This window comes from Galenea microaerophila (assembly GCF_054657255.1).
This window is the reverse complement of sequence record NZ_BAAHWZ010000002.1, coordinates 277,440-303,418: the sequence shown is the minus strand read 5'-3', so window position 1 is coordinate 303,418 and position 25,979 is coordinate 277,440. Positions and strand designations below refer to the sequence as shown.

Sequence of the window (25,979 nt, the reverse complement as noted above, 5' to 3'; positions counted from 1 at the left end):
TATTATTTGCCCTCCAATGTTAAAGCGGCAACTTCATTTTTTGCCTGTTTTGCTAATTTAGCTTGTTGACGCACTTGCAACTCTTGTTGAATCGCTGCAACTACTGCTTTTTCACCGCCTTTTTTATTCAATACCAAATAAGCCGCTAAAGCTTTCACTTCAGATTCCTTCATCGGCATTTTAGGCATATAAGCGATGGTCCCTGTGGTTAAAGTCCCTTTAATGTATTTTTCAACTCGAGCTTGTGTCACATCTTCAGGGAAATAACGATGCAAAGGACGAATACCCGTATCACTCGGTGAGTGACAATTTGAGCAGTAAACCATTGCGATAAATTTACCTGCCTGAATTTTATTATCTTCAGTAACAGTGCGTAATGCAGCTGGTGTAAAGGGGTGTGCTTTTAAAATCCCTTCTTTTTGCAGCAATGGGATTTGTGATTTAATGTTTAAACCAGGAACATCACGTCCAATGACTTGGTTTGAGTAGACATACTGTCCAGCAACCCATGGTTTACGCATAGATTCACGTGCGGTTTCTTCTGGCCAAAGTCCAGCAACCAAAATTGCAATTGTCATCGCCCCAGCAACCGCTTGTTTCAAAACTTGTGGACGCGCTATGGTAATCACAAAATAAGCCAAGGTACCAGCTAAAATTGCCATAATGCTTGTTTCAAAATATGATGGTAGGCGGTTTTCCATCACAATAATGGCTTGTTCTGGAACAGTCTTTAAATAGAGCTGGAACATTAAAGCCCCTGCAATGGTAGAGATAATCCCCAACCATCCTAGCTTACGCGCCATCTCTTTTTTAAACTCTGGATCTTTAATGCCGGCAACAATAATGCCTCCAACAACCGCAGTCATGGTAAACATAAAGGCGACACGCATTCCCATTTGCATAAAGGTATTGCCACCATAGAATCCATATAGGTAACCCCCTTCTTGGAACCATGCTTCTTTTCCTGGCACCATCATAAAAGAGAGAATCCCAATAATAATGACCATGGTCGCGAATGAAGCCAACCCAAAGATCATCGAGATTTTCATATGGGTTTTCTTATCGACCTTACCAACAAGATAAGCGACCATATAAACGCCCACTACCTCAATGATAAAAAATACCCATTCTGTTGCCCATTTCCAAACAAAAGAGTGAATTAATGAACCAATTCCGTTTGGACTGGCCACAGTCGTTGAATACCAGATACCTGGCCCAGTAATAGAACCGGCAACATAGGTAAAGACCAGCATAAATAGGCCATACTTTTTAATCAGATCAAGTAAATCATCTCGATCTTCTTTATAAGCCTTGTGAGAAAGATAAGCAAATAGTATTGCTGTCCCTACAGAAGTATGAGAAGCGAGAACATGGAAAGTTGCGATCAACGCAACGACCCAACCCGAACCCAGATTAGGTTCATACCAAGTTGGATACAAACTAATTAAGTCCATAACGTAACCCCTTTTTTTAAAAAAATAAATCGAAAACTCGCTTTACAACGAGCTTTTTTAGACATTATATATTGTATGGGTTTTACAAGACTACATGATTGAAAATTTTTATTTATGTAGGTATAAAATTTTTATAAGGAAGGAATAAGAAAGCTGTTTTGACAGCCTGTTAGTCCGCCAACCAGCTATCCAATTTTGCATAGACCTGTTCCAAACCAGTTGTTGACGGTGTTAATACGGGCAAAGTACTGAAAATAGTGTAATTTTATTTCTTTTTTATCATAGCTTTATCATGACAACGATGGTATTCACTTTGGAAAGTGGTGTGACTGATGCCAAATTTTTCCTCTAGCATCGTTTCAAGTTGATCCAAAATTTCAGAAGCAGCTTGTAAAGAAATGTTTTCATTAAAATCTAGATGTGCCTCTAAAAAAATTCGATGATCATCTAGTTTCCACACATGAATATGGTGAACATTCTCAATTTCGGGTATTTGACAAATCGCTGTCACAATGGCATCAATATCAACTTCTTTCGGAGTAAATTGCATCAAAATGGCAATACTCTCTTTGACTAAGCCAAAAGAAGCCCAAATCAAATAGAGGGCAATTAACATTGAAATTAAAGGATCGACCCAAACAATATGAAAAGCATACATCAGTAATCCACCCACCACCACAGCAACACTGGTCATAACATCCGTCAATAGATGTAGATAGGCGGCTTTAATATTCATATTGTTGTGCGCATCATCTTTCACCAGGAGTACACTGGCCACATTAAGCACAATACTTAAGGTGCCCAGTGCAATTACCCAGAGCGACTCTATCGGCTCAGGGTGATAAAATTTGCGCAAAGCCTCAACAATCAAAAAGACACTGATCCCCATCAGTATTGAAGCATTAAACAGAGCTGCAATAATCTCTGCGCGTTTGTAACCAAAAGTTTTGTCTTTGGTGTTCTGTTTTAAGGCCAGTTTATTAGCGACATAGGCGATTACCAGCGCCAATACATCGCTAAAGTTATGCACGGCATCACTGAGCAGAGACAGTGAACCTGAAACAATGCCTCCAATAATTTGAGACAAAGTAATAATGATATTTAAGACAATGGTAATAAAAAGATTTTTGCCACTGACTTGATGATGGTGATGATGCCCAGACATTTAATCAAAGAATCCTATTTATTTTTCAGCCACTCATAATCCATCCAACTGTCCAACTTTTGATAGACCTGTTCCAAACCTGTTCTTTTTAAAGAAGAAAATAGCTGCGCTGTGGCATGCGGATAGTCTGCTTTAAGTTGATTTTGTAATTTTAACAGCGTAGATTTTGCCGGACCTTTTTTGAGTTTGTCCGCCTTAGTGAGCAAAATGTGCACCGGCAGATCTAGGTCCCGCGTCCATTCTAACATAATTTGATCCATTTCAGTCATTGGGTGGCGCACATCCATCAATAAGATTAAGCCTTTTAAAGACTGTCGATTTTCGATATATTCGGTCAACCCTGCTTCCCAAGCGCGTTTTATTTTCAAATTAACTTTGGCAAACCCATACCCCGGCAAATCAACCAACTTGCGTTCAGCCGCTTCATCTAATGCAAAAAAGTTAATCATCTGTGTCCGACCTGGTGTTTTACTGGTACGGGCCAACGCTTTTTGTGAAGTGATGACATTTAAAGCACTGGATTTTCCTGCATTGGAACGCCCAGCAAAGGCCACTTCAATCCCTTCATCTGGCGGACAATGTGCCAAATCCGGTGCAGATTTTAAATAATAAGCGCGTTGGTAAAGCGGATGTTGCATTCAATAACTCCTTAAAAGTAAGGTAAATGTCTGATTAATCCTTTATCAAGACTTTATCCATAGTCGTACAGCGTATATACTTTACAATCCAATATCAACCTTAAAGAGTTCATAGAATCCATGTCCGAAATTGCACAAAATTCTGCCAAAAATCCCAGTCCTGCCCCTAAGTCTCGTTTATGGGTAGAGTTTTTGGGTTCTATGAATCTAGCGGTGACCTTATTGGTCATGCTCGCCATCGCTTCTGTGATCGGAACCATCCTTAAACAAGACCAATCAGTGCAAGACTATATCATTAAGTTTGGTCCTTTCTGGTCTGAAGTCTTTCAATCTCTTGGATTATTTCATGTTTATGGTGCAGCTTGGTTTATCTTAGTATTGCTGTTTCTTTTGGTCTCAACTGCTGTTTGCGTCACGCGCAACACGCCTGGTTTTCTTAGAGAAATTAAGCAATACAATGAAAACCTATCTCTAAATGCTCTGAAACACCAACCCTTGACCTCAGAATTTGACCTGCCCGTTCCGCAACAACAAGCAGCACAAACTGTCGGTGAGACGCTCCATGCTTATGGCTACCGCTTTAAACAAAAAAATCATGCAGATAGCACACTTGTCTTCGCTGGGCTTAAAGGACGTTTAAACCGTTTGGGGTATATTTTAACGCATATCTCGATTATTATTATCTGCATCGGCGCCCTCTTTGACAGCAATTTACTGTTAAAATATCGTGAAATGACGGGTCAATTGGCGCCTGAAACTCGAGCGGTGCCTTTAAACGAAATTCCGAAAAAATCTTGGGTAGGGGAAGATAATTTCTCCTTTCGCGGTTCGGTCAATATTCCAGAAGGTCAATCTTCGGATATCCTATTTTTACCTTATGATCAGGGGTTTTTAGTCCAACAACTGCCCTTTAAAATCGAAGTAAAAGACTTCCGCATTCGCTACTATGACACCGGCATGCCCAAATCCTTTGAAAGCGATATTGTGCTCACTGCCCCTGATTTAGAAAAGCCGATTGAAAAAACCATCTCGGTTAACCACCCTTTAATTTATAAAAACTATGCGATCTATCAATCCTCTTTTGGGGATGGCGGGACAAAACTCAAAATCAAGGTCTATCCACTGCTTTCGCCAACCGTCAATCCTACGAAAATTGACACCGCTATTAACCAAATTGAACCTCTTAAAACCCCTGCGGGGACTTTTAAAGCAGAGTTCAATGACTTTAAACTCTTTAATATTGTGCCTGCCTCTAAAGAGGAGCAAGCCAAAACCGGTAAGAAAATGCACAATAATGGCCCATCGATTATCTTTAAAGTCCGAAATGAACAGGGTATCGCTTGGGAATACGAAAACTTTATGCTGCCTGTCGAACAGCAGGGACGATGGTTCTTTATCACCGGTGTCCGCACCACACCCTCTGAACCTTTTCGTTATCTGTTTATCCCGGCAGATAAGCAGAAATCAAAAAAACGGTTTTTTGAATTTTTGGCGCTGTTAAACGACCCGATTAAAATCGAAAAAATGTTGCAACAAGCCTTCCCAAAAACAGATCAAGTTTCTGAGAAAAACTACCGCTTACAAATTAAGTTGATGCAGCAGTTGGTAACGCTTTTCCGCCAGAAAGGGTTTGAGGGCATTACCGATTTTGTGCAGAAAAATGTCCCCAAAGATCAACAGAAGAAAGTGACTGATTTCTATTTCGGTCAAACCAGCATGGCGCTGCAGACCTTGTATTTACAATTCTTAAAACAAACTGGACGCATAAAACCTAATCAAACGGATCTGGATGATTTTGATAAAAAATGGTTTGAAGATGCTTTAACCACCATCAATAATATCTCACATTATGGTCCGCCCATGTATTTTGAACTGGAAGGCTTTAAACAGATTCAAGCCACAGGTCTGCAAATCACCAAATCTCCAGGCAAAAATATCGTCTTCTTTGGCAGCGCATTATTGACGGTGGGTGTCTTTTTACTCTTTTATGTTCGCATCCGTCGGATTTGGGTGGCTTTAACCCCGATCAATGAAACACAAACGCATCTATTGATGGCTGCAAGAGATGCTAAAAAACTCCCTGAAACTGAAAAAGAATTTGCTATATTGGCAGAAGAAATTAAAGAAAAATTACAAGAGGCTAAATTATGAACAGTGTCACCTACGATCCTGCATTAGATAAAAACCGAAAGCGCTCTAAATTGGATTTTAAATCCCCTCGAAATCTGATCTGGACCGCCTTAGTGCTTTTGGCAGCTTTTTTAGGCTGGCAGCACTATGGCAATTTAATGGATAGCTTTGAGAAAGGTATTTTAGTGGGCACATCCATTGGGCTTATTGTACTTGGGGTCATGTGGCCGCGCTTTCAGCTACTTGCTTTAAGTGTAGCGGGCATGACTTGGCTAGCTTTTTGGTCCTATCAAATTCACGGCAACCAAATTAAGGCACAAGAGACGGCCTTCTTCTTAAAATTTTTAGTCTCCAGTCAATCGGCCACCATGTGGATGAATGTCCTATTTATTTTAGCGACTATCGCTTATTTCATAGCACTGTTTAAACGATCTGAATTTGTTGGAAAAGTCGCCTCTTTTTTTACCTGGAGTGCCGTTGCTTTTGGTTTAACCAGCATGATGGTGCGATGGAGAGAATCTTATCTAATTAACCCTGATTATGGTCATATTCCTATTAGCTCACTGTATGAAGTCTTTATTCTTTTTGTGATTGTCACCGCCTTAATCTATCTCTACTATGAACAGAAAATGAAAACCAAAGCCTTAGGGGGCTTTGTTATGCTGGTGATCAGTGCGGCTGTCGCTTTCATTCTTTGGTATACCTTTGATCGTCAAGCCAATGTCATTCAACCTCTGGTTCCAGCCCTCAAAAGCTATTGGATGAAAATTCATGTACCGGCCAACTTTATTGGTTATGGTGCCTTCTCCCTCGCTGCTATGGTCGGTTTGGCTTATCTTATTACCGATAAACTGGCACAAAAAAATCCAAACAGCACTTTTGTTAAAGCGATGCCCAGTCTCGAAAAGATGGATGATCTCATGTATAAAGCCATCGCGCTGGGCTTTGCCTTTTTTACCATTGCCACCATTCTCGGTGCATTGTGGGCCGCGGAAGCTTGGGGGGGCTACTGGAGTTGGGATCCTAAAGAGACCTGGGCACTCATTGTCTGGTTAAACTATGCCGCTTGGCTTCATGTACGCATGACAAAAGGTTGGCGTGGCCGTCCCTTAGCCTGGTGGGCATTAGTCGGATTACTTGTCACCACCTTTGCTTTTCTAGGTGTGAATATGTTCCTCTCAGGCCTACACAGTTATGGTTCACTATAAGGAAGATGCCATGTTAAGACGTACACTGATTCAATTTCTAGTAGGTACTGCCATGGCTTTAGGCAGTGGCACTGCCCTAGCAGAGGACGATTTTGGCATTATTGAAGGGATACACTACAAACCCGTCCCTAAACCACATCCTACCCAGCAGAAAACCGTAACCGAGATCTTCTATTATGGCTGCCCACACTGCTATCATCTTGAACCTTCTTTAGAAAATTGGTTAAAAACCAAGCCGGCTGATGTCACTTTTAACCGAGTGCCAGCAGTGTTAAATAATCCCAACTGGATTTTTATGGCGCGCGTTTTCTATACGGCTAAAGAATTAGGTATTTTAGATCAATTCCATAAAGCCTACTTTAAGGCCATTCAAGAAGAGCATAAATACATTTTTACCCCTGAAGCCATAGCCGAATTTGTTGCACCGATGGGCATCTCTAAAACAGACTATATTGCGATGTTTAACAGCTTTAAAGTCGATCAAGAGGTACAGAAAGCGCGCCGCTTAACAGAAGATTATGGTGTGGATGGTGTGCCCGCTATCGTAGTCAATGGTAAATACCGCACCGATGTTCCCATGGCAACCAGCAAACCTAAGCTGTGGCAAGTTGTTAACTATTTATTAAATCAATAATCATTCTATGAAAAAGCCTTATATGCAGACTGCTGCCCAAAGATTTGTTCAATGTCTAGAGAATGAAGGCGTAGAAATCATTTTTGGCATTCCCGGTGAAGAAAACCTCGACCTGATGGATGCCCTATTGGATTCTGATATTCAGTTTATCACCACGCGTCATGAGCAAGGGGCCGCCTTTATGGCTGATGTGTATGGTCGCCTCACTGGCAAGGCGGGAGTTTGCCTCTCTACTTTAGGTCCGGGAGCCACTAACTTAGTCACAGGCGTTGCAGATGCCAATATGGATCGTGCACCTATTGTCGCCATTGCGGGTCAAGCTGCGACCACCCGACTGCACAAAGAATCTCACCAAGTGCTCGATTTGGTGACCATGTTTAAACCCATATCTAAATATGCAACCCAAATTTTAGAACCCGAAACAGTTCCGGAAGTGGTGCGTAAGGCCTTCAAAGTGGCACAGACGGAAAAACCGGGGGCCAGCTTTATTGATTTTCCCGAAAATATCGCCGAAACCCCGCTTCCAACTGATCAACACCAACCCCTGCCTGTGGTACAGCCGCGCTTAACTTTAGCAGACCTACAACTGCTGGAAAAGGCAGCATTACTGATTGAAGCAGCTAAAAATCCGCTGGTGTTGGTCGGCAATGGCGTTATTCGTGCCAAAGCACACCTTGCCCTACAAGATTTCGTCACCCATGCGAATCTACCTGTTGTGAATACCTTTATGGCCAAAGGCGTCTTGCCTTATTTTAAATCGCCTCTCGCAATGGGAACCGCAGGCTTGCAAAAAGGGGACTATGAAAATGGCGGCTTTAAAGAGGCCGATGTCATTATCTGTATCGGTTTTGATATGGTGGAATATCACCCCTATCTATGGAACCCCAATCACGAACATACCATTATTCATATTGACACCACCTCAGCTGAAGTCGATGAAAACTATATCCCACAAGTGGAGTTGATCGGCGATATTGGACGTAATCTAAGTGCGCTACAAGCGTTGATTCAGAAAAAATCCCCAGAGCCCATTCACTTTCCATTGCGAGAAGCGATGATTGGAGAAATGGAGCGCTGCAAAGACAGTACAGCTTGGCCAATGAAGCCGCAAAAGATTATTTGGGACTTGCGAACAGCCATGCATACAGATGATATCGCCATTTGTGATGTGGGTGCCCATAAAATGTGGATGGCACGTTTTTTCCGTGCTGACAAGCCCAACACCTGCATTATCTCCAACGGTTTCGCCAGCATGGGCATTGCCGTGCCCGGAGCCATCGCCGCTAAATTAGCGAATCCTGATCAAGCAGTCGTCGCCATCACTGGAGATGCCGGTTTTTTAATGAATGCTCAAGAAATCGAAACAGCCGTGCGCTGCCAAACCCCTATTGTGATCCTGATTTGGAATGACAGTGAATATGGACTGATTAAGTGGAAGCAGCAGAATAAATTTGGCCGAGAATCTTATATACACTTTAATAATCCTGATTTTGTCACCTTTGCTGAAAGCTTTGGCGCTAAAGGGATCAGAATTGAAAAAGCTGAACAACTTCTGCCTGCCTTACAAACCGCAATTGAAACCAACACTGTTACCATTATTGATTGTCCAGTCGATTACTCCGAAAATAATCGTTTAACAGAGCTTTTAGGCAGTATGCTGTCAGAAGTCGATAGTTAATCTAAGAAATAAGTCACTTCTTCGACTTCTTTACGTTTTGCAGAGCAAATTTTTTCTGGATAACCGCAATAAAGTGCGCCAATAAGTTCTATTTTTTCGGGTTGGATTTGAAGATAGGCATAAGTTTCGGGATGCTGAATAATCAATCCTGTGCTCCATTTAACGCCCAATTTTTGACTCCAAGCTGCTAATTGGAAATTTTGAATCGCACAACTGCAAGCGGCATAATCCTCTTTGCGTCGTACCGGATCATCCGTCAATTGTTGTCCGACTAATACGATTTTAGGAATCGCTAAAAAACGCTGTTTAGCCTGATCATAAGCTTGTTGATAAGCTTCTGGTTCTTCTTGCATATGATATTTTTTGCTTGCGCGCAATTGCCCATAAATTTCAGCCAACCCCTGTTGTGCAATTGGCCCTATTACCCAAAATCTCCAGGGTTCTGTTTTTTTATGATTAGGTGCCCAAATGGCTGCTTGTAAACAGTTATGCAGCACAGTTTGCGAAACGGGAGTGGGCAAAAAATCATGCACCGTTCGTCGATCACGAATAATTTGTAAGCATTGATTGGTCATTATGATTTCCTTATAAATTTGGATATTTTTCCAAAAAGTTTACCATGATATGGAGAAGATTAACCAGTGACGATTACATGACAACCTGTGCATCCAAAACCCTGTGGAAAAAAGTGTGAAAATTGTGGATAACAAGCACTTTAAACTGGATTATAATTGATTGCCCTTTTTATGCACATTTCATCCACACGGCAAACACCGGATTTACCCAAACCTTATGCTAAGTTATTACACAACTTAACTGCTTGAAAAATAAATAAAAGCATAACTTATACAGAAAACCTTGCTCACTAAGAAAAACAACAAAGAAGTTAAAAAACAAAAGATATCCTTTAACCATATGACCTTAAATGAACTGAAATACATTGTCGCTTTAGCAGAACAGAAAAATTTTCGTAAAGCTGCGGAAAAATGTTTTGTCAGCCAACCAACGCTGAGTGTTGCGATAAAAAAACTGGAAGATGAATTAGAAATTCCCCTTTTTGAGCGTAAAAAGAGTGAAGTCATTATCACACCTGTTGGCGAACAGATCGTGCAAATCGCCATAAGCATTCTCAAACAAACCGAAGAGATTAAAAAAATCGCTCAAGATGAACAGCAAGGGATCCATACTGAATTGAAAGTGGGCATCATCTACACCATTGCCCCCTATCTTTTACCTAAACTCATTCCAGCTTTTCAGGCCATCGCCCCCTCTACGCATCTAATTATTGAAGAAAACTATACGCATGTTTTAGCAGAAAGATTGCAAACAGGTGCCATTGACTTAGCAATTCTTTCTCTCCCATTTGGAGATCCAGGCATCGAAGTAGAGCCGATTTATAAAGAACCCTTCATTGCCGTAGTGCCAAAACAACATCCATTTTCAGAGAAGTCGTTGACTACTTTAGAAGATCTTAAAAAAGAGACCTTTCTAATTTTAGGGGAAGGACACTGTTTTCGGGATCAACTCATTGAAGCCTATCCGGATTTATTACATAAAAACTATCATAGTGATCGTTTGCAGCGGATGTTGGAAAGTAGTTCATTAGAAACCATTCGTTACATGGTCGCTTCAGGCATAGGAATGACCATTATGCCCTGTACAGCCATTTCTGAGCATGATCCTGAGCTTTTAACACTTAAACCCTTGCCTAACCCTCAACCTGAAAGAACAGTCGCTTTAGCGTGGCGTAAGAGCTTTCCTCGTCAGAAAGTGTTACATAAATTTCAACAGGCTTTAAAATCCTTTACTTTACCCTGTACCAAACCGATTGTGAAAAACGCTAAGGAAATCACGAATGCTTAAAAATTTACTCGTAACAAGTTTGCTGTTATTTTCTGTTTTCGCTCAAGCTTCGGAATTAGAATCAATTGAAAAAATCATTCAACAAGCCAAAGAAGAACAAGTAGACAATCCATTACCTGGCACAGATCCTTATCAGCCTTTCAATCGTGCCATGTTTAAGTTTAATTTGGCGTTTCACCAACATATTGGGGGTCCGGTTGCGCATGCTTATTTAGACTATGTACCTCAGCCGGTACAGACAGGGATGAGTCATTTCTTTGATAACCTTTCTGCGCCCATTCATTCATTGAACTGCTTTCTTCAAGGGAAAGGAGAAGCCGGATTATCGGAAATGATGCGTTTTGCACTGAATACCGTATTTGGGCTAGGAGGACTACTCGATATTGCCACGCCAGCTGGATTACAAGCACATCAAGAAGATTTTGGACAAACCCTTTATGTTTGGGGCGTTTGGCCCGAATCTCATTATCTGGTGCTCCCTTTTTTAGGACCGACAACCACTCGAAACCTTTTTGGAGGCGTAGGCGATGCTTATATGGATCCTATTTATCAAGATTCTAAAACAGAGATCAGTAAAAACCGTTCAGACCTGATTATGGGGAATGCTTTTGTCAGCTATACCCAATATGCCCCTTTAATGGACTCACTAAAAGATCAGTTTGATCCTTATACTTTTGCTCGAGAAAGCTATTTTCAATACCGTAAAAGTCAGCTTTATGATGGTCATCCACCGACAGAGTCTTTGGATGACTTTAATTTTGAATAGATTTAATTTTGTTTTTTAGCAGCCATATGGAGCCAAATATAGCCGATAATGCCGGCCAATAGGGAGGCAAACAGAATTCCGGTTTTGGCTTGCATGAGTAGCACACTGCCAGGTTGCCAAGCCAATTCGGCAATAAAGATGGACATGGTAAAACCAATCCCGCCTAAAAAGGCGACACCAAAAAGTTGAGAAAAACTGGCGCCATTGGGCAGCTTGGTTAAGCCAATTTTAATGGCTAGCCAAGAAATACCCGCTATCCCAATCACTTTTCCTAATACTAATCCCATCATCACACCTAAACTGACAGGTTGTAACAACAGCTCACCCATCCCTTCTAAATTTAAAGCAATGCCGGCATTGGCCAAAGCAAACAGGGGAATAACGAGCAAACTGACAGGCAGGTGTAAATTATTTTCTAAACGATTCAACGGCGGTTGAACTTCTTGCACGCTCTCTTCCATCTTTTCTAAAATCGCTTGCTGTTGTTCAGTAATTCGATAATTTTGTTGAATGGGGAAGGCTTTAAATTTTTCGATCAGCACTTCCATTTTTTGATCAAAATAGTTGGGATCAAATTTAGGTTTAGCAGGAATTGCCATGGCAGCCAATACACCGGCAATGGTTGCATGGACCCCTGATTCAAGCATGGCGGCCCACATAAACACGCCGACAATAAAATAGGGCAGGGGTTTATGAATACCCACGCGATTAAACACAATCAGCAATAAAAAGAAACCAATTGCACTGAGTAAGGGCAGTAAATAAATTTGATCAGTATAGAAAAGCGCGATAACGGTGACGGCGCCTAAATCGTCGACTATGGCTAAAGCGACAAGAAAGGTCACTAAAGACATGGGCACTTTTTTGCCCAATAACACCAAAGCACTGATGGCAAAAGCGATATCGGTTGCCATTGGAATGCCCCAACCATTTTCCCCCGGTTGTCCATAGTTAATCCCATAATAGATTAATGCGGGCACAACCATACCGCCAATCGCTGCAATAATCGGTAAAATGGCATTTTTAGGATTAGAGAGTTCACCGACGAGCACTTCACGTTTGATTTCTAAACCGACTAAAAAGAAGAAGAAAGCCATTAGCCCGTCATTAATCCAGTGGTGAAGTGAGTGTTCTAATTCATAATGGCCTATTTTAATGCCTAGTGTAGTTTCAAAGAAATGGTGATAACTGTGGGCGAAAGGGGAGTTCGCCAAAATTAAAGCCACAGCAGTCATGATGATTAACACCAATCCTGTGGTGGTTTGTTGATGTAAAAAATGCTCAAATGGGGTTAAGATTTTGTCAAAAGCTTTTTCCCAAGGGGCATGAAGTCGATATTTTTTAAAAGGGTTTTGCATGGAGGTTCTCATTTGTGAAACTAACCGCTTATAATACAGTTAAAAGCTTAATTATAGGAAAAATATGAAACTGAATAAAACTTTCATGTTACGGCTGATTATACCGATCTTAGCAGTGTTGATGCCTGAATTGGCCTATGCTTCTGAACAGGTGACTGAAATCCCTGATTTAACACACCATTGGGCAGGGTATGCTGCACTGGCGATTTTTGTCTTAGCCTATTTAATGGTGATGACCGAAGAGATCACGCATTTGAGAAAATCAAAACCGGTGGTTTTAGCGGCTGGTTTGATTTGGATATTGATCGCCTACGCCTATCAACAAATGGGGCTTTCGCATGAAGCTGAAGCGGCGGTTAAACATAATATTTTAGAGTTTTCAGAGCTGTTTCTTTTCTTATTAGCAGCCATGACTTATATCAATGCTATGGAAGAACGGCAAGTATTTGCGACCTTGCGAGGCTGGTTGGTGCGTAAAGGGTTTACTTATCGCCAACTCTTTTGGATTACCGGATTTTTAGCCTTTTTTATCTCGCCTGTAGCTGATAACCTCACCACGGCTTTATTGATGGGGGCGGTGATTTTAGCGGTGGGCGTTGATCAACCCAAATTTGTGACCTTAGGTTTTATCAATGTGGTGGTGGCAGCCAATGCAGGGGGCGCTTTCAGTCCTTTTGGGGATATCACCACCTTAATGGTTTGGCAAAAAGGAGTGGTGTCATTTCAAGAGTTTTTTGATCTCTTTATTCCTTCTTTGGTCAATTTTTTGGTACCAGCAACAATAATGTTTTTTGCTTTGCCAAAAGGACAACCGACCCCTTTAGATGAACATATTCAGTTGAGAAGAGGGGCGATAGTCATTGTTGGGCTTTTCTTTATAACCATTGCCACAGCGGTTTTACTTCACTCTTATCTGAATCTTCCTCCAGTATTAGGCATGATGATGGGATTAGCCTATTTACAATTTTTTGCCTATTATTTAAAAATCACTGGAGAGGTCACAATTAAAAAAGTGGCTTGTTCAACCGAAGATGGCGCGATTAATACCATCTCAAAACCGATCGCCTTTGATATTTTTAATAAAATTGCCCGTGCTGAGTGGGATACGCTTCTGTTTTTCTTTGGGGTGATTGTTGCCGTAGGCGGTTTAGGGCAATTAGGCTATCTTGCTTATGTTTCCCAATTTATGTATCACGATCTAGGCCCGACCACCGCTAATATTCTGGTCGGTTTTCTCTCCTCCATTGTCGATAATATTCCTGTGATGTTTGCGGTTTTAACAATGAATCCACCTATGTCTCATGGGGAATGGTTATTGGTCACCATGACAGCTGGCGTAGGGGGATCACTGCTTTCAATTGGTTCAGCTGCTGGCGTCGCGCTGATGGGTCAATCTAAAGGGCTCTATACATTTGGCAGTCATTTGAAATGGATGCCTGCTATTTTATTAGGTTACTTTGCCAGTATTGGTGTGCATTTACTGATTAACGCCGATCTATTTCATCAAATGCCGAATTAAAAAATGCCTGAAAATAGCGTGATCTCCATTGATTGGTTCAACTTAATAGTTGGATTCAGTGGTGGCTTGGCGCTTTTTTTATATGGTATGCAGCAGTTGGTTAAAGCTTTAGTTTCTGTTGCAGGCAATCAGCTGAAATATTTTTTAGCGAAATTAACCACCAACCGCTTTACTGGAGCGATCTCAGGAGCGGTGGCCACAGCGATTATTCAATCCTCTTCCATTACGACGGTTTTAACGGTCAGCTTTGTCTCAGCAGGTTTAATGACGCTCTCCCAAGCGGCAGGGGTCATTATGGGGGCGAACTTAGGGACAACGGTAACCGCACAAATCCTCTCTTTTGAACTTGATCATTTAGCCTTTTTAATGATTGTATTCGGTGTTCTGTTTCAGTTTTTAGCCGAACGCAAACGATTGCAAGATATTGGCCTTATGTTACTCGGTTTGGGGTTAATTTTTTACGGGATGCAGGTGATGAGTGATGCCATGAGTCCCTTGCGCAACTATGCCCCCTTTATCGAAGCAATGAAGACCATTAGCCATCCGTTTTATGGAATTGTATTAGGGTTTATTTTTACCGCACTTGTTCAGTCCTCTTCAGCAGCGGTGGGGCTGGTTATCGTCTTAGCCAGTGATGGCTTTATCTCTTTACCAGCAGGGATTGCGCTTATTTTAGGAGCTAATTTAGGAACTACAGTGACGGCGCTTTTAGCCAGCATTGGCGCCAATCGTGATGCGGTTCGAGCCGCCTTGATCCATTTTGAATTCAATTTGTTTGGGGTTTTGATTTGGCTACCCTTTATTCCAGAGCTGGCACACTGGGCGCAATGGATGACTTTTGAAAACTTACAATCAATGACTCAGAGTACACCAAGAGAAATCGCGAATGCGCATACCCTTTTTAATTTTATTAATTTATTGGTTTTTCTACCATTGATTCCCATTTTTGTTAAATCTGTTTATCAAATGGTGCCTTTAAAACCTGAAGAAAAACGGCGAGAACCGATAAAACCCAAATATTTAGACGATTCTCTTCTCACTTCACCCACTTTGGCTTTAGAGGCAGTCCATCAGGAACTTGGACATTTTCAAGGGAAATTTTTGCTATTAATGCAGCATATCAATGATTTAATTTATGAAAATAGCATTCAAAAACTTTCAGAGCAAACCCTTTTATTGAACCAATTAGAAAATTATCAAACGGACATCGTAAGATTTTTGGGCAAAATCAGTCAAAGTGATCTCAAAGAAAGTGAACAGCAAACATTTATGCAGTTGATGCAAGCCTTAACCTATATTGATGCGATGCTGGAAACCCTCGATTCAGAGTTACTTAATGTGCTGAAAAACATGAGTGAATTAGAGATTCAACCCAGTGATACCATGAAAAAATGGCTGTCAGAGTTGGCCAATGAAACGCAAAAAGCATTAGATAAAGCTTTCTCGGCTGTGGTGGAAGGGGGCGAATCTGGAGAAGGAAAAGCGATGCAAGTACTGGCAGCCAAAGCAAATATTGATCATTTAATTCAAGAGGTCTTTAAGCATCAAGCTAAAAATCTTAAATCCAATGATGAGCGAATCACTATTTTTCGTCATGAAATGCAATTGATTAATGGGTTTAAACGGCTCTATACTTTGGCTAAAAGACTTGCGCGTTTGGCTTTAACAGAAAATCAATAACTATTCCCCTTGCAGGGTAATGACCAACTTTCTGTTAAAACGACCGGTTCGATGCTCATAAACAAAAAGCCCTTGCCAGGTGCCTAAATTTAATTGGCCTTGCGTGATGGGTAGGGTTTGGAAGTTTTGAGTGATCAAAGTACGGATATGTCCGGACATATCATCATCTCCCTCATCGTTATGGCGATAAGCGGGGTCTCCATCTTGAATGGTCTTTTGCATCCAATATTCGATATCTTCTCGCACCCTAGGATCCGCATTTTCGGTGATAATAAGACTGGCTGAAGTGTGTTGAATAAAAATATGACAGAGCCCAATTTGAATGCCACTTTGTTGGACAAGACGATTAATATCAGCCGTTACATTAAAAGTTCCACGATGCGCTGTCTCAATGCTTAAGGTGTATTGCTGGATTTGCATAGTTTTCCCCTTATCTGTTGTAAAACAGTTATAGGATATCAAGATGTACAACCCTTTTCATATGAAGGGTTACTCTATTATGCCCATAGTTGATAAAAAACAAAAAATCATACTCAAAGAGAATTACCCATATGACAAAAAAGATTGCAATCGTTTGGTTTCGTCAAGACCTAAGATTATCAGATAATCTAGCCTTAACAAAAGCAGCAACGCATGAGGCTGTTCTCCCTATCTATATTTTGGATGATGATCATGCAGGAAACCATGCCATGGGTGGAGCAAGTCGCTTTTGGCTTCATCATTCATTGCAGGCGTTAAATGCATCCATGGGCAAAAAATTGTCAGTTTACCGTGGGAACCCGCAAACAATTCTCGATGCTATTCTAAAGCGTTTTGATGTTGAAGCGGTGTATTGGAACAGATGTTATGAACCATGGCGCATATACCGTGATGCTATTATTAAGGATAATCTTAAGAAACGTGGGATAGAAGTTCATACATACAACGGCTCATTATTGTGGGAGCCTTGGAATATTAAAAAAGACGATGGCACACCCTATAAAGTTTTTACCCAATTTTACCGCAGAGGTTGCCTTAATGCTAAAGCGCCTAGAGCTCCGTTGCCAAAACCAGAGAATATTAACTATGTTAATGACTCTGGCCATGCTGGGATTGATGCGTTGAATCTTTTGCCCAAAATACCCTGGGATAAACAACTTGAACCCCATTGGGATATTGGCGAAGAAGGTGCCCGCAAGCGATTTGAGACTTTTGTTGAGGAAGGACTTTCTTTTTATAAAGATGGCCGAAATTTTCCTTCAAAGCCTTACGTATCGCGCTTGTCCCCCTATCTTCATTACGGGGAAATATCACCTAACCAGTTATGGTATGGGGTTAGGAGCATTGGTGACGATAAACACATTGAACATTTTTGTAGCGAGCTCGGCTGGCGTGAGTTTTCGTACAGTCAGCTTTATTACAACCCTGAATTACCGCATAAAAATCTGCAATCAAAGTTTGATGCTTTTCCATGGGTAGAAAATATGGATCACTTACATGCATGGCAAACAGGAAACACAGGAATACCGATGGTGGACGCTGGCATGCGTGAATTATGGCAGACAGGTTATATGCATAACCGGGTTCGGATGATTGTAGGCTCATTCCTGGTGAAAAATCTACGCTTACACTGGCATCATGGGGAGCACTGGTTCTGGGATACCCTTATGGATGCTGACCTTGCGAATAACAGCGCCAATTGGCAATGGATTGCCGGATGTGGCGCTGATGCTGCACCTTACTTTCGTATTTTTAATCCGGTAATACAAGGGCAGAAATTCGATCCCGATGGTGAATATATTCGTCAATATATTCCTGAAATTGCTCGCCTACCAAATAAGTATCTTTTTAATCCATGGGAAGCTCCAGAGCTTATTTTAAAAGAAGCGGGTATTGAGCTGGGATCAACCTATCCAAACCCTGTTGTTGACCTCAAACAATCACGTCAATTAGCGCTTCAGGCATTTCAATCCTTAAAGCAAGGAGAGCCATGAGTAGTATAAGAAATTAGTCGACCCTGAATAACCATAAAACCCTTATATAACAATGATTTAATATAAAACTTATCCATTAAAAATTTCAACTTTTGCTAAAATATACGTTCAATTTCCTGTAAATTCTAACACCAATTTATTGCTAAAAAATTATCTGTGTAGACAAAGGTTACAAAGGTCATCAAACTGAAAACAGAAGGGAGAGTGGATCGCCATGCCCTAAAATTCAGGATTTTTTGGCTTTCCCGATTTGTATAGTTTTCCCCTTATCTGTTGTAAAATAGCTTTAGTTTTTTATAGGACATCACGATGTACAACCCTTTTCATAATGTTCAAACCTTGCCTCAATTTTCAAAGTTCCATGTGGAACAGATTAAACCGGCTGTCGAAACCCTCATTGCGGAAAACTTGGAACAAATTAATCAGATCGTTTCCAATCCAGAGCCGGCCAGTTGGGAAAATTTAGTGGAACCTCTGGAGGTGTTGGACAATCGGTTTGAGCGCATTTGGGGGCCGATTAAGCATTTAGATGCAGTGAAATCCAGTGATGAGTGGCATCAAGCCTATACAGAGTGTCTGCCACTGGTTTCTGAATATAATACCTTAGTGGGTCAAAATCAGAAGCTGTTTCAAAAATTCAAACAATTGGCTGAATCTGAAACCTTTAACACCCTCAATTTTGCCCAGCAAAAAGTGATTGAAAATGCCTTAAGAAACTTTAGATTGTCTGGAATTGATTTGCCTGAAGCAAAACAACAGAGATTTAAGGCCATTTCCAAACAGCTTTCAGAGTTAAGCAGTCAGTTTGCCAACCATGTGCTTAAATCGACCCAAGCTTGGAGCAAGTTGATTAAAGATAAAAACGATTTAGCGGGTCTACCCGAGAGTGCTTTAGCGCTTTTGGCACACTATGCACAGCAAAAAGGGAAGCAAGGGTGGCTGATCACTTTAGATTTTCCGTCTTACCATGCAGTCATGACCTATGCGGAAGACAGAAGCTTACGTGAAGCGGTCTATCGAGCCTATAGTACACGTGCGTCCGATCAGTTTTTTGATCCACAATATGATAATTCAGAAATTATTGAACAAATTCTCGCCTTACGTCATGAAAAAGCGCAATTATTGGGCTTTGATAATTATGCCGAACTCTCGATTGAAACCAAAATGGTGGAGTCCACCGAGCAGGTAATGAATTTTTTGCAGGATTTGGCAGAAAAATCAAAGCCACAAGGTGAGCAAGAACGGCAAACTTTAGCCGAATATGCCAAACACCGTTTAGGGATTGAAGATTTACAAGCGTGGGATGTGACTTTTGCGGCTGAGAAATTAAAAGATGAAACGCTATCCATTTCTCAGGAAGCCTTGCGTCCCTATTTTCCCTTACAACAGGTGCTATCTGGTCTGTTTAAGCTGACGCAAACCCTTTTTGATGTGGAAATTGTCGAAAAGCAAGGTGTGGAGGTTTGGCATCCAGATGTGCGCTTTTTTGAGATAAAAACTCCTAAAGGTGAGGTGGTGGCCGCTTTTTACCTGGATCTATATGCACGAGAAAATAAGCGCGGTGGGGCGTGGATGGATTCTGCCATTAGCCGTTGGAAACATCCTGAAGGGCGCATTCAGTTGCCAGTGGCCTATTTGGTTTGCAATTTTGCCCCACCTGTTGAAGGTAAGCCGACCTGTTTAACCCATAATGAAGTGACTACGCTTTTCCATGAATTTGGGCATGGTTTACATCATATGCTTACAGAAATGGATATTTTTGATGTATCAGGCATTAATAGTGTGCCTTGGGATGCGGTTGAATTGCCTTCACAATTTATGGAAAACTTCTGCTGGCAAGCAGAGAGCTTGGCACTGATTTCCGCGCATGTAGAAACGGGCGATCCTTTGCCAGAGGAAATGTTAAGTGCTCTGCGGAAAAGTCGTACTTTTCAAAGCGCAATGATGATGCTTAGACAGCTAGAATTTGGCCTATTTGATTTTAAATTGCATCTGCAATATAACCCAGAATCCCCCCAGCCAGTCAATGAAGTGATTGAAGCTGTGCGTCAACAAGTTGCAGTGATTTATCCGCCAAAATATAACCGTTTTGCGCACAGTTTTACCCATATTTTCGCAGGTGGTTATGCCGCAGGCTATTTCAGCTATAAATGGGCTGAAGTGTTATCCGCGGATGCTTTTAGTCTGTTTGAAGAGCAAGGCATTTTAAATTCAGAAGTGGGGATGAAATTCCGCAATACCATTTTGGCTGCAGGGGGTTCAATTCATCCTATGAAACTGTTTGAACAGTTTAGAGGCCGTAAACCATCGATTCAACCGCTGTTAAAACAGTCGGGGATACAAGTCTCTTAAAGTATTTTCAACCGTTGGAAATGGCTGAAAGCAAGCAAGTTGTTTCACATGAAACTTAAAAAGCAAAATTATAGACCAAACTGGCGAAGTGAAAAGCCGTTTCAGGTTGTTTGGCATAAAATTGTTGCCAACGAGTAACGGTGAAACTGAGACTGTGGATACGATGCTGAATCCCCAACCCTACATGGCTTTCAAGTCGCCAAGGACTGAGTTCGGGAATAAGTGGAGGATCCTTGGTAAAAGGGCGTCCATCTCGCATGAGATTATAAAAATCATAAGATAAACTTATATTGGTAAACAGGAAGTAGCCCCAGCCAGAATCGTGTTCAATGAGACGGTTGGGGTAATTATGATAAAAAATGGGGTGCGCATTTTTTTGTAGATAGCCGCCTATACCAAGATAGAGATCTGTACGCGGAGAGCCGACTTCCCCCCAGCTGGTCCAGTAGGCATTTAAGGTTTTGTGAGGACTTTGGTAAAAAAGGCTTTGGCGTTCAAAACCGAGCTGAAAAGTGGGTTGGTCAAAGGGTTGTTTATCCCATCCTTTTTCGGATTTATTGCCAATCAAGTGATGAAATCCATTTTGAATCTGTTCCCCACCATTACTCGGTCCAATCCATCCTAGACGCATCCCCAAATGATAAAAGACGGGTAATGTATTTGCAGTATTGAATTGATAAAACCGTTTGAGACTGAGAGAAGACCAAGCGGTATTGGTGAGGGATTGAAGTGTTTTTCCATTCGATTTTTGACGAATGGTATAGATTTCCATACTGAATTCAAATTGATCTTGGCGTTGGGTAGAGGTGGCTAAAGATTTTGAAAAGTAGCTGCCTAGGAGAGACTTTATCGGGGTAATCAATTGATCATTGAGCTTAAGGTGCTCATCATTGTAATAGAGCTTTAGGCCACCGGTATATTCTCGATCTGTTCCGAATAGAATGTCATTGTCTATTTGAATGGTGAAATTTTTTTGCGTGTTTTTCTGATCAGCGCTCTGCGCGACAGTGGACAGCAGGAAACCGAGTATCAGAATGACCTGTTTTAGAATAAGGCGTGGATTCTTTTTTAGAAGCGAAAATGGCATATAGATGACCGTAAAGCAAAAAAATCATTTTATCTTTTCTAGAGCCTTTTTCCCATTTTTCTGGGTGCAGTTTTTGGGCGCATTAAATGACAATGTGTTTAAAAATGCCTTAGTGATGATGGTGATGTTTCAGTTGGGATTGACAGTTTCAGAGGCGACGCAATGGGTGACGGCCGCAGCTGGGATTTTTATTTTGCCATTTTTTCTGTTTTCTAATCAAGCAGGATATTGGGCGGACCACTGGGATAAAGTCAAAATGGTTCGTTGGATTAAATTGGCGGAAATAGGCATTATGCTGCTGGGAGCGGGTGCACTGTGGTCACAAAGTGTGCCATTAATGATGATTGTGTTGTTTTTAATGGGCACTCAATCGGCCTTTTTTGGGCCAATTAAATATGCGTTGCTCCCAGAATATTTGCCAGAGAAAGATTTGGATGCGGCCAATGCGATGTTTAGCGGTTCCACTTTTGTGGCTATTTTATTGGGTACAATCGCTGCCGGCATTTTGGTTGCTCAATCATCAAGCTTTCAACAGAGTCTTATTTGGGTTTCCACAACGACCCTTGGCTTAGCAGGACTGGGGTTTTTGGCGACTTTTTGGTTGCCAAAAGAACCTTTACACCCTTGCTTGCATAAAAAGGCGCAAAAACGCTCTTTGATCCAGTTAATACAACAAGCGCGTCAATTTAAGGCGGCTTTTAGAGCGGTCTGGGCCATCTCTTGGTTTTGGGTGATTGGTGCGGTTTTTTTAAGCCAAGTGCCGGTATTAGCCAAACAGTTACACGCCCAAACGCACCCACTTTGGTTGCAGGTTTCACCTGAGACCTTAACGACAGTCATGTTGAGCTGTTTTACTTTAGGAATTGGTTTGGGAGCTGCAGGGATCGTGAGACATCTTCAGAAACAGAATGGGCGTGTCTCTGTAGGCTGGATGGGGATCGGTTTGGCTTTGAGTATGGCACTTTTTGCAATCTGTTTGTATGGCTTATTACGCCCTTTAGAAGGTTTTTTACTGCTATTAATGATGATCGCAGGGTTTGGCGGCGCTTTTGTGGTGCCTTTTTATCGCATTATGCAGTGTGAGACGCCCGCACATTTCCGTGCGTCAATGGTTGCGACCAACAATATTGTGAATGCTGGTTTAATGGTCACCTCAGCGATTTTGGTGATGATCGCTTATACTATAGGGTTACAACTTACAGAAATCCTTTTGCTCCTTTCAGGAATGACTTTGCTGGTGGTTTGGCAGTTATTGAAAGGTGTGAATAAAATTAAAAATAAATAAAGAAAGGTCTTTTTATGCTAAGAGTTTTGCTCAAAATTTTAATTAAATGGTTCTACCGTGTTGAAGTCAAGGGGTTAGAAAATTATCAACTTGCGCTGGATTCAGGGCGGCCGATTTTATTGATTGCTAACCATGTTTCTTTATTGGATGGACTGTTAATTGGGCTATTTGTTCCTGGTGATACCTATTTTATGGTGCATAAATCTCATACCAAAAAATGGTATGAGCGTTTCTTTCTCAGCCATGTGAAATATTTTCCAGTGGACTTTTTCAGCCCCATGGCGACCAAACATTTGATCGAAGCGTTGAAAGCGGGTCATCAAAGTATGATTTTTCCCGAGGGACGCATTACCACCACCGGTTCCTTAATGAAGGTCTACGAAGGGACAGCTTTGGTGGCGGATAAGACCGATGCTCAAATCGTCCCCATTTTTATTAGAGGGGCAGAGTTGAGCAAATTTTCTTATTTAGATGGCAGTCGCTTTGCTTGGATTAAGCAGCAATGGTTTCCCAAAATTACGCTGAGCATTTTGAAGCCGACAGAAATTAAGGTGCCACAGGCGCTAAAAGGGCATGCACGCCACAAATACCTTAAAGAAAGCCTATTCCAAATTATGCGTGATAGCCGGTTTTATGGCGCTTATCAGCCTAAGACGCTGACACGGGCTTTGGTGGAGGCGCAGCAAACCTATGATGCCAAGATGGCCGTCTTAGAAGACATTAATGAGCAGACCTTAAGTCTTAAGAAATTAGCGCTTGCAGCGAAAATTTTAGGGAAAAAACTGCATCAACAGCTGCAAGATGAACCCCGTGTTGGCTTAATGTTGCCCAATGTCTCAGGGATTGCACCCACCTTTTTTGCCTTACAAGCTTATCGCCATACCCCCGCAATGATTAACTTTACTGCCGGTTTAGGCCCGATTCGTTCTGCTTGTGAAACAGCTGAATTGAAAACCATTATCACCTCACATAAATTTGTTGAGGCGTTTGCTTTAGAACCCGTAATCGAGGGGCTTTCGGATCAGGTGAAGTTTATCTACTTGGAAGAGGTGCGAGAAACGATCGGCTTAGGGGATAAATTAACAGGTTTGATCAAGAGTTTGAAAGCGACTCCCGGCTATGCTGCGGACCCAGAAGGTGAAGCGGTGGTGCTGTTTACCTCGGGTTCAGAAGGCGCACCTAAAGGGGTAGTGCTCAGCCATAATAATTTAAATGCCAATATTGAGCAAATCAGCGCCTTATTAACGCTGCTGCCTGGTGAGTTGGTGTTTAATGCATTGCCCACTTTCCACTCTTTTGGTTTAACCGCTGGCCTATTATGGCCGCTTCTAAAAGGGGCGAAAACCTATCTTTATCCTTCGCCGCTTCACTACTCGGTCATACCAGAAATGATTTATCAGAAGAACGCTAAAATTGTATTTGGAACCGATACTTTTTATACCGGTTATGCACGTAAAGCGGATCCTTATGATTTTTACAGTGTACGCGGCTTTATTGCAGGTGCCGAAAGATTACGTCCAGAGACCCGTGCACTTTACTATGAAAAATTCCATCAGCCGATTTTTGAAGGCTATGGAGTGACTGAGACTTCTCCGGTGTTGGCGGTCAATACCCCACTGCATTATAAGCATGGATCCGTCGGTCAGTTTATTCCAGCAATTGAATATCGTTTAGAACCGGTGCCTGGCATTGAAGAGGGCGGTCGACTCTATGTCAAAGGACCGAATGTCATGAAAGGGTACTTAATGCCAGATCAACCTGGGGTGTTGCAACCCCCTAAAGAGGGTTGGCATGATACCGGCGATATTGTGGATGTGGATGAAGATGGGTATGTCTGGATTAAAGGACGGGCGAAACGCTTTGCCAAAATTGGTGGCGAGATGGTTTCCTTATCCGCCGTAGAAGCCTATATTAATCAATTCTGTCCAGAAGGGCACCACTGTGTGGTATCAGTGCCGGATGCGCGTAAAGGTGAACAGCTGGTGTTGGTCACGGATGATGATAGTTTAAGTCGTAATACCATTAAACGAGCGGCTAAAGAAGCGAATGTGAGTGAACTTTACATTCCGAAAACAGTGATTTTGGTGGAAGCTGTCCCTGTTTTAGGGACAGGTAAAACCAACTATCCAGAAGTGCAAAAAATTGCCGAACGCCACTTTGGAGAAGCTTAAAATTTGAGCTGCGCGAGTTCGCGCAATTTTTCTAATAATTCATTTGCATCCCATTTGGTCAAAAAGGCAGCAGCGCCCACCTTTTTGGCCATACCTTCACCCACATGTTGGCTAATGGAAGAGTTTAAAATGACGGGGATGTTTTTAAATTCAGGCCGTTTTTTGAGTTCAGAGACTAAGGTATAGCCATCCATTTCAGGCATTTCAACATCGCTGATAATGGCTAAAATTTCATTACTGAGTCCTTTGCCTTCTGACTCAGCCTCTTTTTCTAAAGTTTCTAAGAGCTCAAGGGCTTCTTTACCATCTTTAACGATATGGTAATCCACTCCAAGTTTGTCAAAAATATTTTTTAGATGTGCTCTGGCAACGCGTGAGTCATCCACGCCAATTAAGGTTTTTCCTGAAAATAGCGCTTGATCGTCAAGATCGATGGCATGTATTTGGGTATCATCGCCCATAACATCCAAAAGTATTTTTTCAATATCAATGACTTGTACGATCTGATTTTCAAAAGTGGTGATGGCGGTAATATAGGGCGTATGAGAGAGAATATCCGGCGGTAAGCGCATATCATGCCAGTTAAAATAGACAATGCGTTCAACATCCTGAATCAAAAAACAGAGTGTTTGCCGGCTAAACTCCATGTAAAGCAGCGTGATATCGTCCTGTGAAAGGTCCTGTGGCGGCATATCTAACGCCAATGCAATATCTACCGCAGAAATAATTTGGCCTCGAACATCTAATAAGCCGACAATTCGGGGATCCGACTTAGGGACTTTTGAAATCGGTGGGGCAGGCATAATCTCTTTAATCTTAAAGACATTAACGCCATACAAGGTTTCACCATGCAAACGGAAGAGCAGTAACTCTATCTGACTAGAACTTTTTCCCGTACCGGTTTGCGCTTCAATCTTGGAAAGTAGGTCCATAGGGGGATCTCTTTAGGTTTTTATCATTAACCACTTTAAGCAAAAATCTAGCCAAGCTGGTGATTTAAGAAAGCCTAGGTGTTTCA

At 41.7% G+C, this 25,979-nt stretch carries 20 protein-coding genes; 12 read left to right on the top strand and 8 right to left on the bottom strand.

Features of this window, described 5'->3' with window-relative positions; all coding sequences use genetic code 11:
* Positions 1–2 precede the first annotated feature (2 nt).
* The 3 genes from ACYQ05_RS06770 to yihA all read right to left on the bottom strand — a co-directional run bounded on the left by ACYQ05_RS06770 (position 3) and on the right by yihA (position 3,257).
* Entirely contained in the window at positions 3–1,454 is a 1,452-nt protein-coding gene (locus tag ACYQ05_RS06770; RefSeq protein ID WP_459819562.1) for a c-type cytochrome, read from the bottom strand.
* A 265-nt stretch (positions 1,455–1,719) separates the two neighbouring features.
* Entirely contained in the window at positions 1,720–2,619 is a 900-nt protein-coding gene (locus ACYQ05_RS06765; protein ID WP_459819560.1) for a cation diffusion facilitator family transporter, read from the bottom strand.
* A 14-nt stretch (positions 2,620–2,633) separates the two neighbouring features.
* On the bottom strand, positions 2,634–3,257 hold the full coding sequence (gene yihA, locus ACYQ05_RS06760; protein ID WP_459819559.1) for a ribosome biogenesis GTP-binding protein YihA/YsxC: 624 nt from the start codon (positions 3,255–3,257) through the stop codon (positions 2,634–2,636).
* Between the two features lie 120 nt (positions 3,258–3,377).
* On the opposite strand from yihA, the gene ACYQ05_RS06755 reads away from it, so the two are divergent.
* The 4 genes from ACYQ05_RS06755 to ACYQ05_RS06740 are packed head-to-tail and all read left to right on the top strand — an operon-like array spanning position 3,378 to position 8,907.
* Positions 3,378–5,408, top strand: coding sequence for a cytochrome c biogenesis protein ResB (locus ACYQ05_RS06755; protein WP_459819557.1), 2,031 nt, complete (start codon positions 3,378–3,380; stop codon positions 5,406–5,408).
* The gene (ccsB, locus tag ACYQ05_RS06750; RefSeq protein ID WP_459819556.1) at positions 5,405–6,595 is read left to right on the top strand and encodes a c-type cytochrome biogenesis protein CcsB; all 1,191 of its coding nucleotides are present in this window, start codon (positions 5,405–5,407) and stop codon (positions 6,593–6,595) included. Before ACYQ05_RS06755 ends, ccsB begins: the two co-directional genes overlap by 4 nt.
* 10 nt (positions 6,596–6,605) lie before the next feature.
* A complete protein-coding gene (locus ACYQ05_RS06745; RefSeq protein ID WP_459819555.1) occupies positions 6,606–7,229 on the top strand; it encodes a thiol:disulfide interchange protein DsbA/DsbL in 624 nt (207 codons plus the stop codon).
* Between the two features lie 7 nt (positions 7,230–7,236).
* Positions 7,237–8,907, top strand: a complete 1,671-nt coding sequence (locus ACYQ05_RS06740; RefSeq protein WP_459819554.1) for an acetolactate synthase large subunit — start codon at positions 7,237–7,239, stop codon at positions 8,905–8,907.
* Here ACYQ05_RS06740 and ACYQ05_RS06735 read toward each other — a convergent pair.
* Positions 8,904–9,482 (bottom strand): nitroreductase family protein, encoded by a 579-nt coding sequence (locus ACYQ05_RS06735; protein ID WP_459819552.1) that lies wholly within the window; start codon positions 9,480–9,482, stop codon positions 8,904–8,906. The two genes, ACYQ05_RS06740 and ACYQ05_RS06735, sit on opposite strands and share 4 nt — an antisense overlap.
* 340 nt (positions 9,483–9,822) lie before the next feature.
* Here ACYQ05_RS06735 and ACYQ05_RS06730 point away from each other — a divergent pair, with 340 nt between their 5' ends.
* On the top strand, positions 9,823–10,770 hold the full coding sequence (locus ACYQ05_RS06730; protein ID WP_459819551.1) for a hydrogen peroxide-inducible genes activator: 948 nt from the start codon (positions 9,823–9,825) through the stop codon (positions 10,768–10,770).
* Positions 10,763–11,536, top strand: a complete 774-nt coding sequence (locus ACYQ05_RS06725; protein WP_459819549.1) for an MlaA family lipoprotein — start codon at positions 10,763–10,765, stop codon at positions 11,534–11,536. The genes ACYQ05_RS06730 and ACYQ05_RS06725 overlap by 8 nt, the downstream gene beginning before the upstream one ends.
* A gap of 2 nt (positions 11,537–11,538) precedes the next feature.
* Here the strand turns inward: ACYQ05_RS06725 and nhaA are convergent, their stop codons facing one another.
* On the bottom strand, positions 11,539–12,894 hold the full coding sequence (gene nhaA, locus ACYQ05_RS06720; RefSeq protein ID WP_459819547.1) for a Na+/H+ antiporter NhaA: 1,356 nt from the start codon (positions 12,892–12,894) through the stop codon (positions 11,539–11,541).
* 85 nt (positions 12,895–12,979) lie between these two features.
* Here nhaA and nhaD point away from each other — a divergent pair, with 85 nt between their 5' ends.
* On the top strand, positions 12,980–14,413 hold the full coding sequence (gene nhaD / locus ACYQ05_RS06715; RefSeq protein WP_459820082.1) for a sodium:proton antiporter NhaD: 1,434 nt from the start codon (positions 12,980–12,982) through the stop codon (positions 14,411–14,413).
* 3 nt (positions 14,414–14,416) lie between these two features.
* Positions 14,417–16,093, top strand: coding sequence for a Na/Pi cotransporter family protein (locus ACYQ05_RS06710; protein WP_459819546.1), 1,677 nt, complete (start codon positions 14,417–14,419; stop codon positions 16,091–16,093).
* Here the strand turns inward: ACYQ05_RS06710 and ACYQ05_RS06705 are convergent, their stop codons facing one another.
* Positions 16,094–16,513, bottom strand: coding sequence for a secondary thiamine-phosphate synthase enzyme YjbQ (locus ACYQ05_RS06705; protein WP_459819544.1), 420 nt, complete (start codon positions 16,511–16,513; stop codon positions 16,094–16,096).
* Between the two features lie 131 nt (positions 16,514–16,644).
* Here ACYQ05_RS06705 and ACYQ05_RS06700 point away from each other — a divergent pair, with 131 nt between their 5' ends.
* Positions 16,645–18,066 (top strand): cryptochrome/photolyase family protein, encoded by a 1,422-nt coding sequence (locus ACYQ05_RS06700; RefSeq protein WP_459819542.1) that lies wholly within the window; start codon positions 16,645–16,647, stop codon positions 18,064–18,066.
* A 309-nt stretch (positions 18,067–18,375) separates the two neighbouring features.
* Positions 18,376–20,418, top strand: coding sequence for a M3 family metallopeptidase (locus tag ACYQ05_RS06695; protein ID WP_459819540.1), 2,043 nt, complete (start codon positions 18,376–18,378; stop codon positions 20,416–20,418).
* A gap of 55 nt (positions 20,419–20,473) precedes the next feature.
* On the opposite strand, the gene ACYQ05_RS06690 is transcribed toward ACYQ05_RS06695, so the two are convergent.
* Positions 20,474–21,505, bottom strand: coding sequence for a lipid A-modifier LpxR family protein (locus ACYQ05_RS06690; protein ID WP_459819538.1), 1,032 nt, complete (start codon positions 21,503–21,505; stop codon positions 20,474–20,476).
* A 4-nt stretch (positions 21,506–21,509) separates the two neighbouring features.
* Between ACYQ05_RS06690 and ACYQ05_RS06685 the strand changes: the two genes are divergently transcribed.
* Entirely contained in the window at positions 21,510–22,790 is a 1,281-nt protein-coding gene (locus ACYQ05_RS06685; protein ID WP_459819536.1) for an MFS transporter, read from the top strand.
* Between the two features lie 14 nt (positions 22,791–22,804).
* Positions 22,805–24,961 carry an AMP-binding protein gene (locus tag ACYQ05_RS06680; protein ID WP_459819534.1) on the top strand — a complete coding sequence of 719 codons (2,157 nt, stop codon included), beginning with the start codon at positions 22,805–22,807 and terminating at the stop codon, positions 24,959–24,961.
* Here the strand turns inward: ACYQ05_RS06680 and ACYQ05_RS06675 are convergent.
* Positions 24,958–25,893: a chemotaxis protein gene (locus ACYQ05_RS06675; protein WP_459819532.1), complete on the bottom strand. Its 936-nt coding sequence runs from the start codon at positions 25,891–25,893 to the stop codon at positions 24,958–24,960. The genes ACYQ05_RS06680 and ACYQ05_RS06675 overlap by 4 nt on opposite strands.
* Positions 25,894–25,979 lie beyond the last annotated feature (86 nt).

Coding starts and splice junctions, on each gene's coding strand:
- ACYQ05_RS06700 (WP_459819542.1), top strand. CDS start 16,645: ATGACAAAAAAGATTGCAATCGTTTGGTTTCGTCAAGACCTAAGATTA.
- ACYQ05_RS06680 (WP_459819534.1), top strand. CDS start 22,805: ATGCTAAGAGTTTTGCTCAAAATTTTAATTAAATGGTTCTACCGTGTT.
- ACYQ05_RS06685 (WP_459819536.1), top strand. CDS start 21,510: ATGACCGTAAAGCAAAAAAATCATTTTATCTTTTCTAGAGCCTTTTTC.
- ACYQ05_RS06695 (WP_459819540.1), top strand. CDS start 18,376: ATGTACAACCCTTTTCATAATGTTCAAACCTTGCCTCAATTTTCAAAG.
- yihA (WP_459819559.1), bottom strand. CDS start 3,257: ATGCAACATCCGCTTTACCAACGCGCTTATTATTTAAAATCTGCACCG.
- nhaA (WP_459819547.1), bottom strand. CDS start 12,894: ATGCAAAACCCTTTTAAAAAATATCGACTTCATGCCCCTTGGGAAAAA.
- ACYQ05_RS06730 (WP_459819551.1), top strand. CDS start 9,823: ATGACCTTAAATGAACTGAAATACATTGTCGCTTTAGCAGAACAGAAA.
- ACYQ05_RS06705 (WP_459819544.1), bottom strand. CDS start 16,513: ATGCAAATCCAGCAATACACCTTAAGCATTGAGACAGCGCATCGTGGA.
- ACYQ05_RS06710 (WP_459819546.1), top strand. CDS start 14,417: ATGCCTGAAAATAGCGTGATCTCCATTGATTGGTTCAACTTAATAGTT.
- ACYQ05_RS06755 (WP_459819557.1), top strand. CDS start 3,378: ATGTCCGAAATTGCACAAAATTCTGCCAAAAATCCCAGTCCTGCCCCT.
- ACYQ05_RS06725 (WP_459819549.1), top strand. CDS start 10,763: ATGCTTAAAAATTTACTCGTAACAAGTTTGCTGTTATTTTCTGTTTTC.
- ACYQ05_RS06735 (WP_459819552.1), bottom strand. CDS start 9,482: ATGACCAATCAATGCTTACAAATTATTCGTGATCGACGAACGGTGCAT.
- nhaD (WP_459820082.1), top strand. CDS start 12,980: ATGTTACGGCTGATTATACCGATCTTAGCAGTGTTGATGCCTGAATTG.
- ACYQ05_RS06690 (WP_459819538.1), bottom strand. CDS start 21,505: ATGCCATTTTCGCTTCTAAAAAAGAATCCACGCCTTATTCTAAAACAG.
- ACYQ05_RS06745 (WP_459819555.1), top strand. CDS start 6,606: ATGTTAAGACGTACACTGATTCAATTTCTAGTAGGTACTGCCATGGCT.
- ACYQ05_RS06675 (WP_459819532.1), bottom strand. CDS start 25,893: ATGGACCTACTTTCCAAGATTGAAGCGCAAACCGGTACGGGAAAAAGT.
- ccsB (WP_459819556.1), top strand. CDS start 5,405: ATGAACAGTGTCACCTACGATCCTGCATTAGATAAAAACCGAAAGCGC.
- ACYQ05_RS06765 (WP_459819560.1), bottom strand. CDS start 2,619: ATGTCTGGGCATCATCACCATCATCAAGTCAGTGGCAAAAATCTTTTT.
- ACYQ05_RS06740 (WP_459819554.1), top strand. CDS start 7,237: ATGAAAAAGCCTTATATGCAGACTGCTGCCCAAAGATTTGTTCAATGT.
- ACYQ05_RS06770 (WP_459819562.1), bottom strand. CDS start 1,454: ATGGACTTAATTAGTTTGTATCCAACTTGGTATGAACCTAATCTGGGT.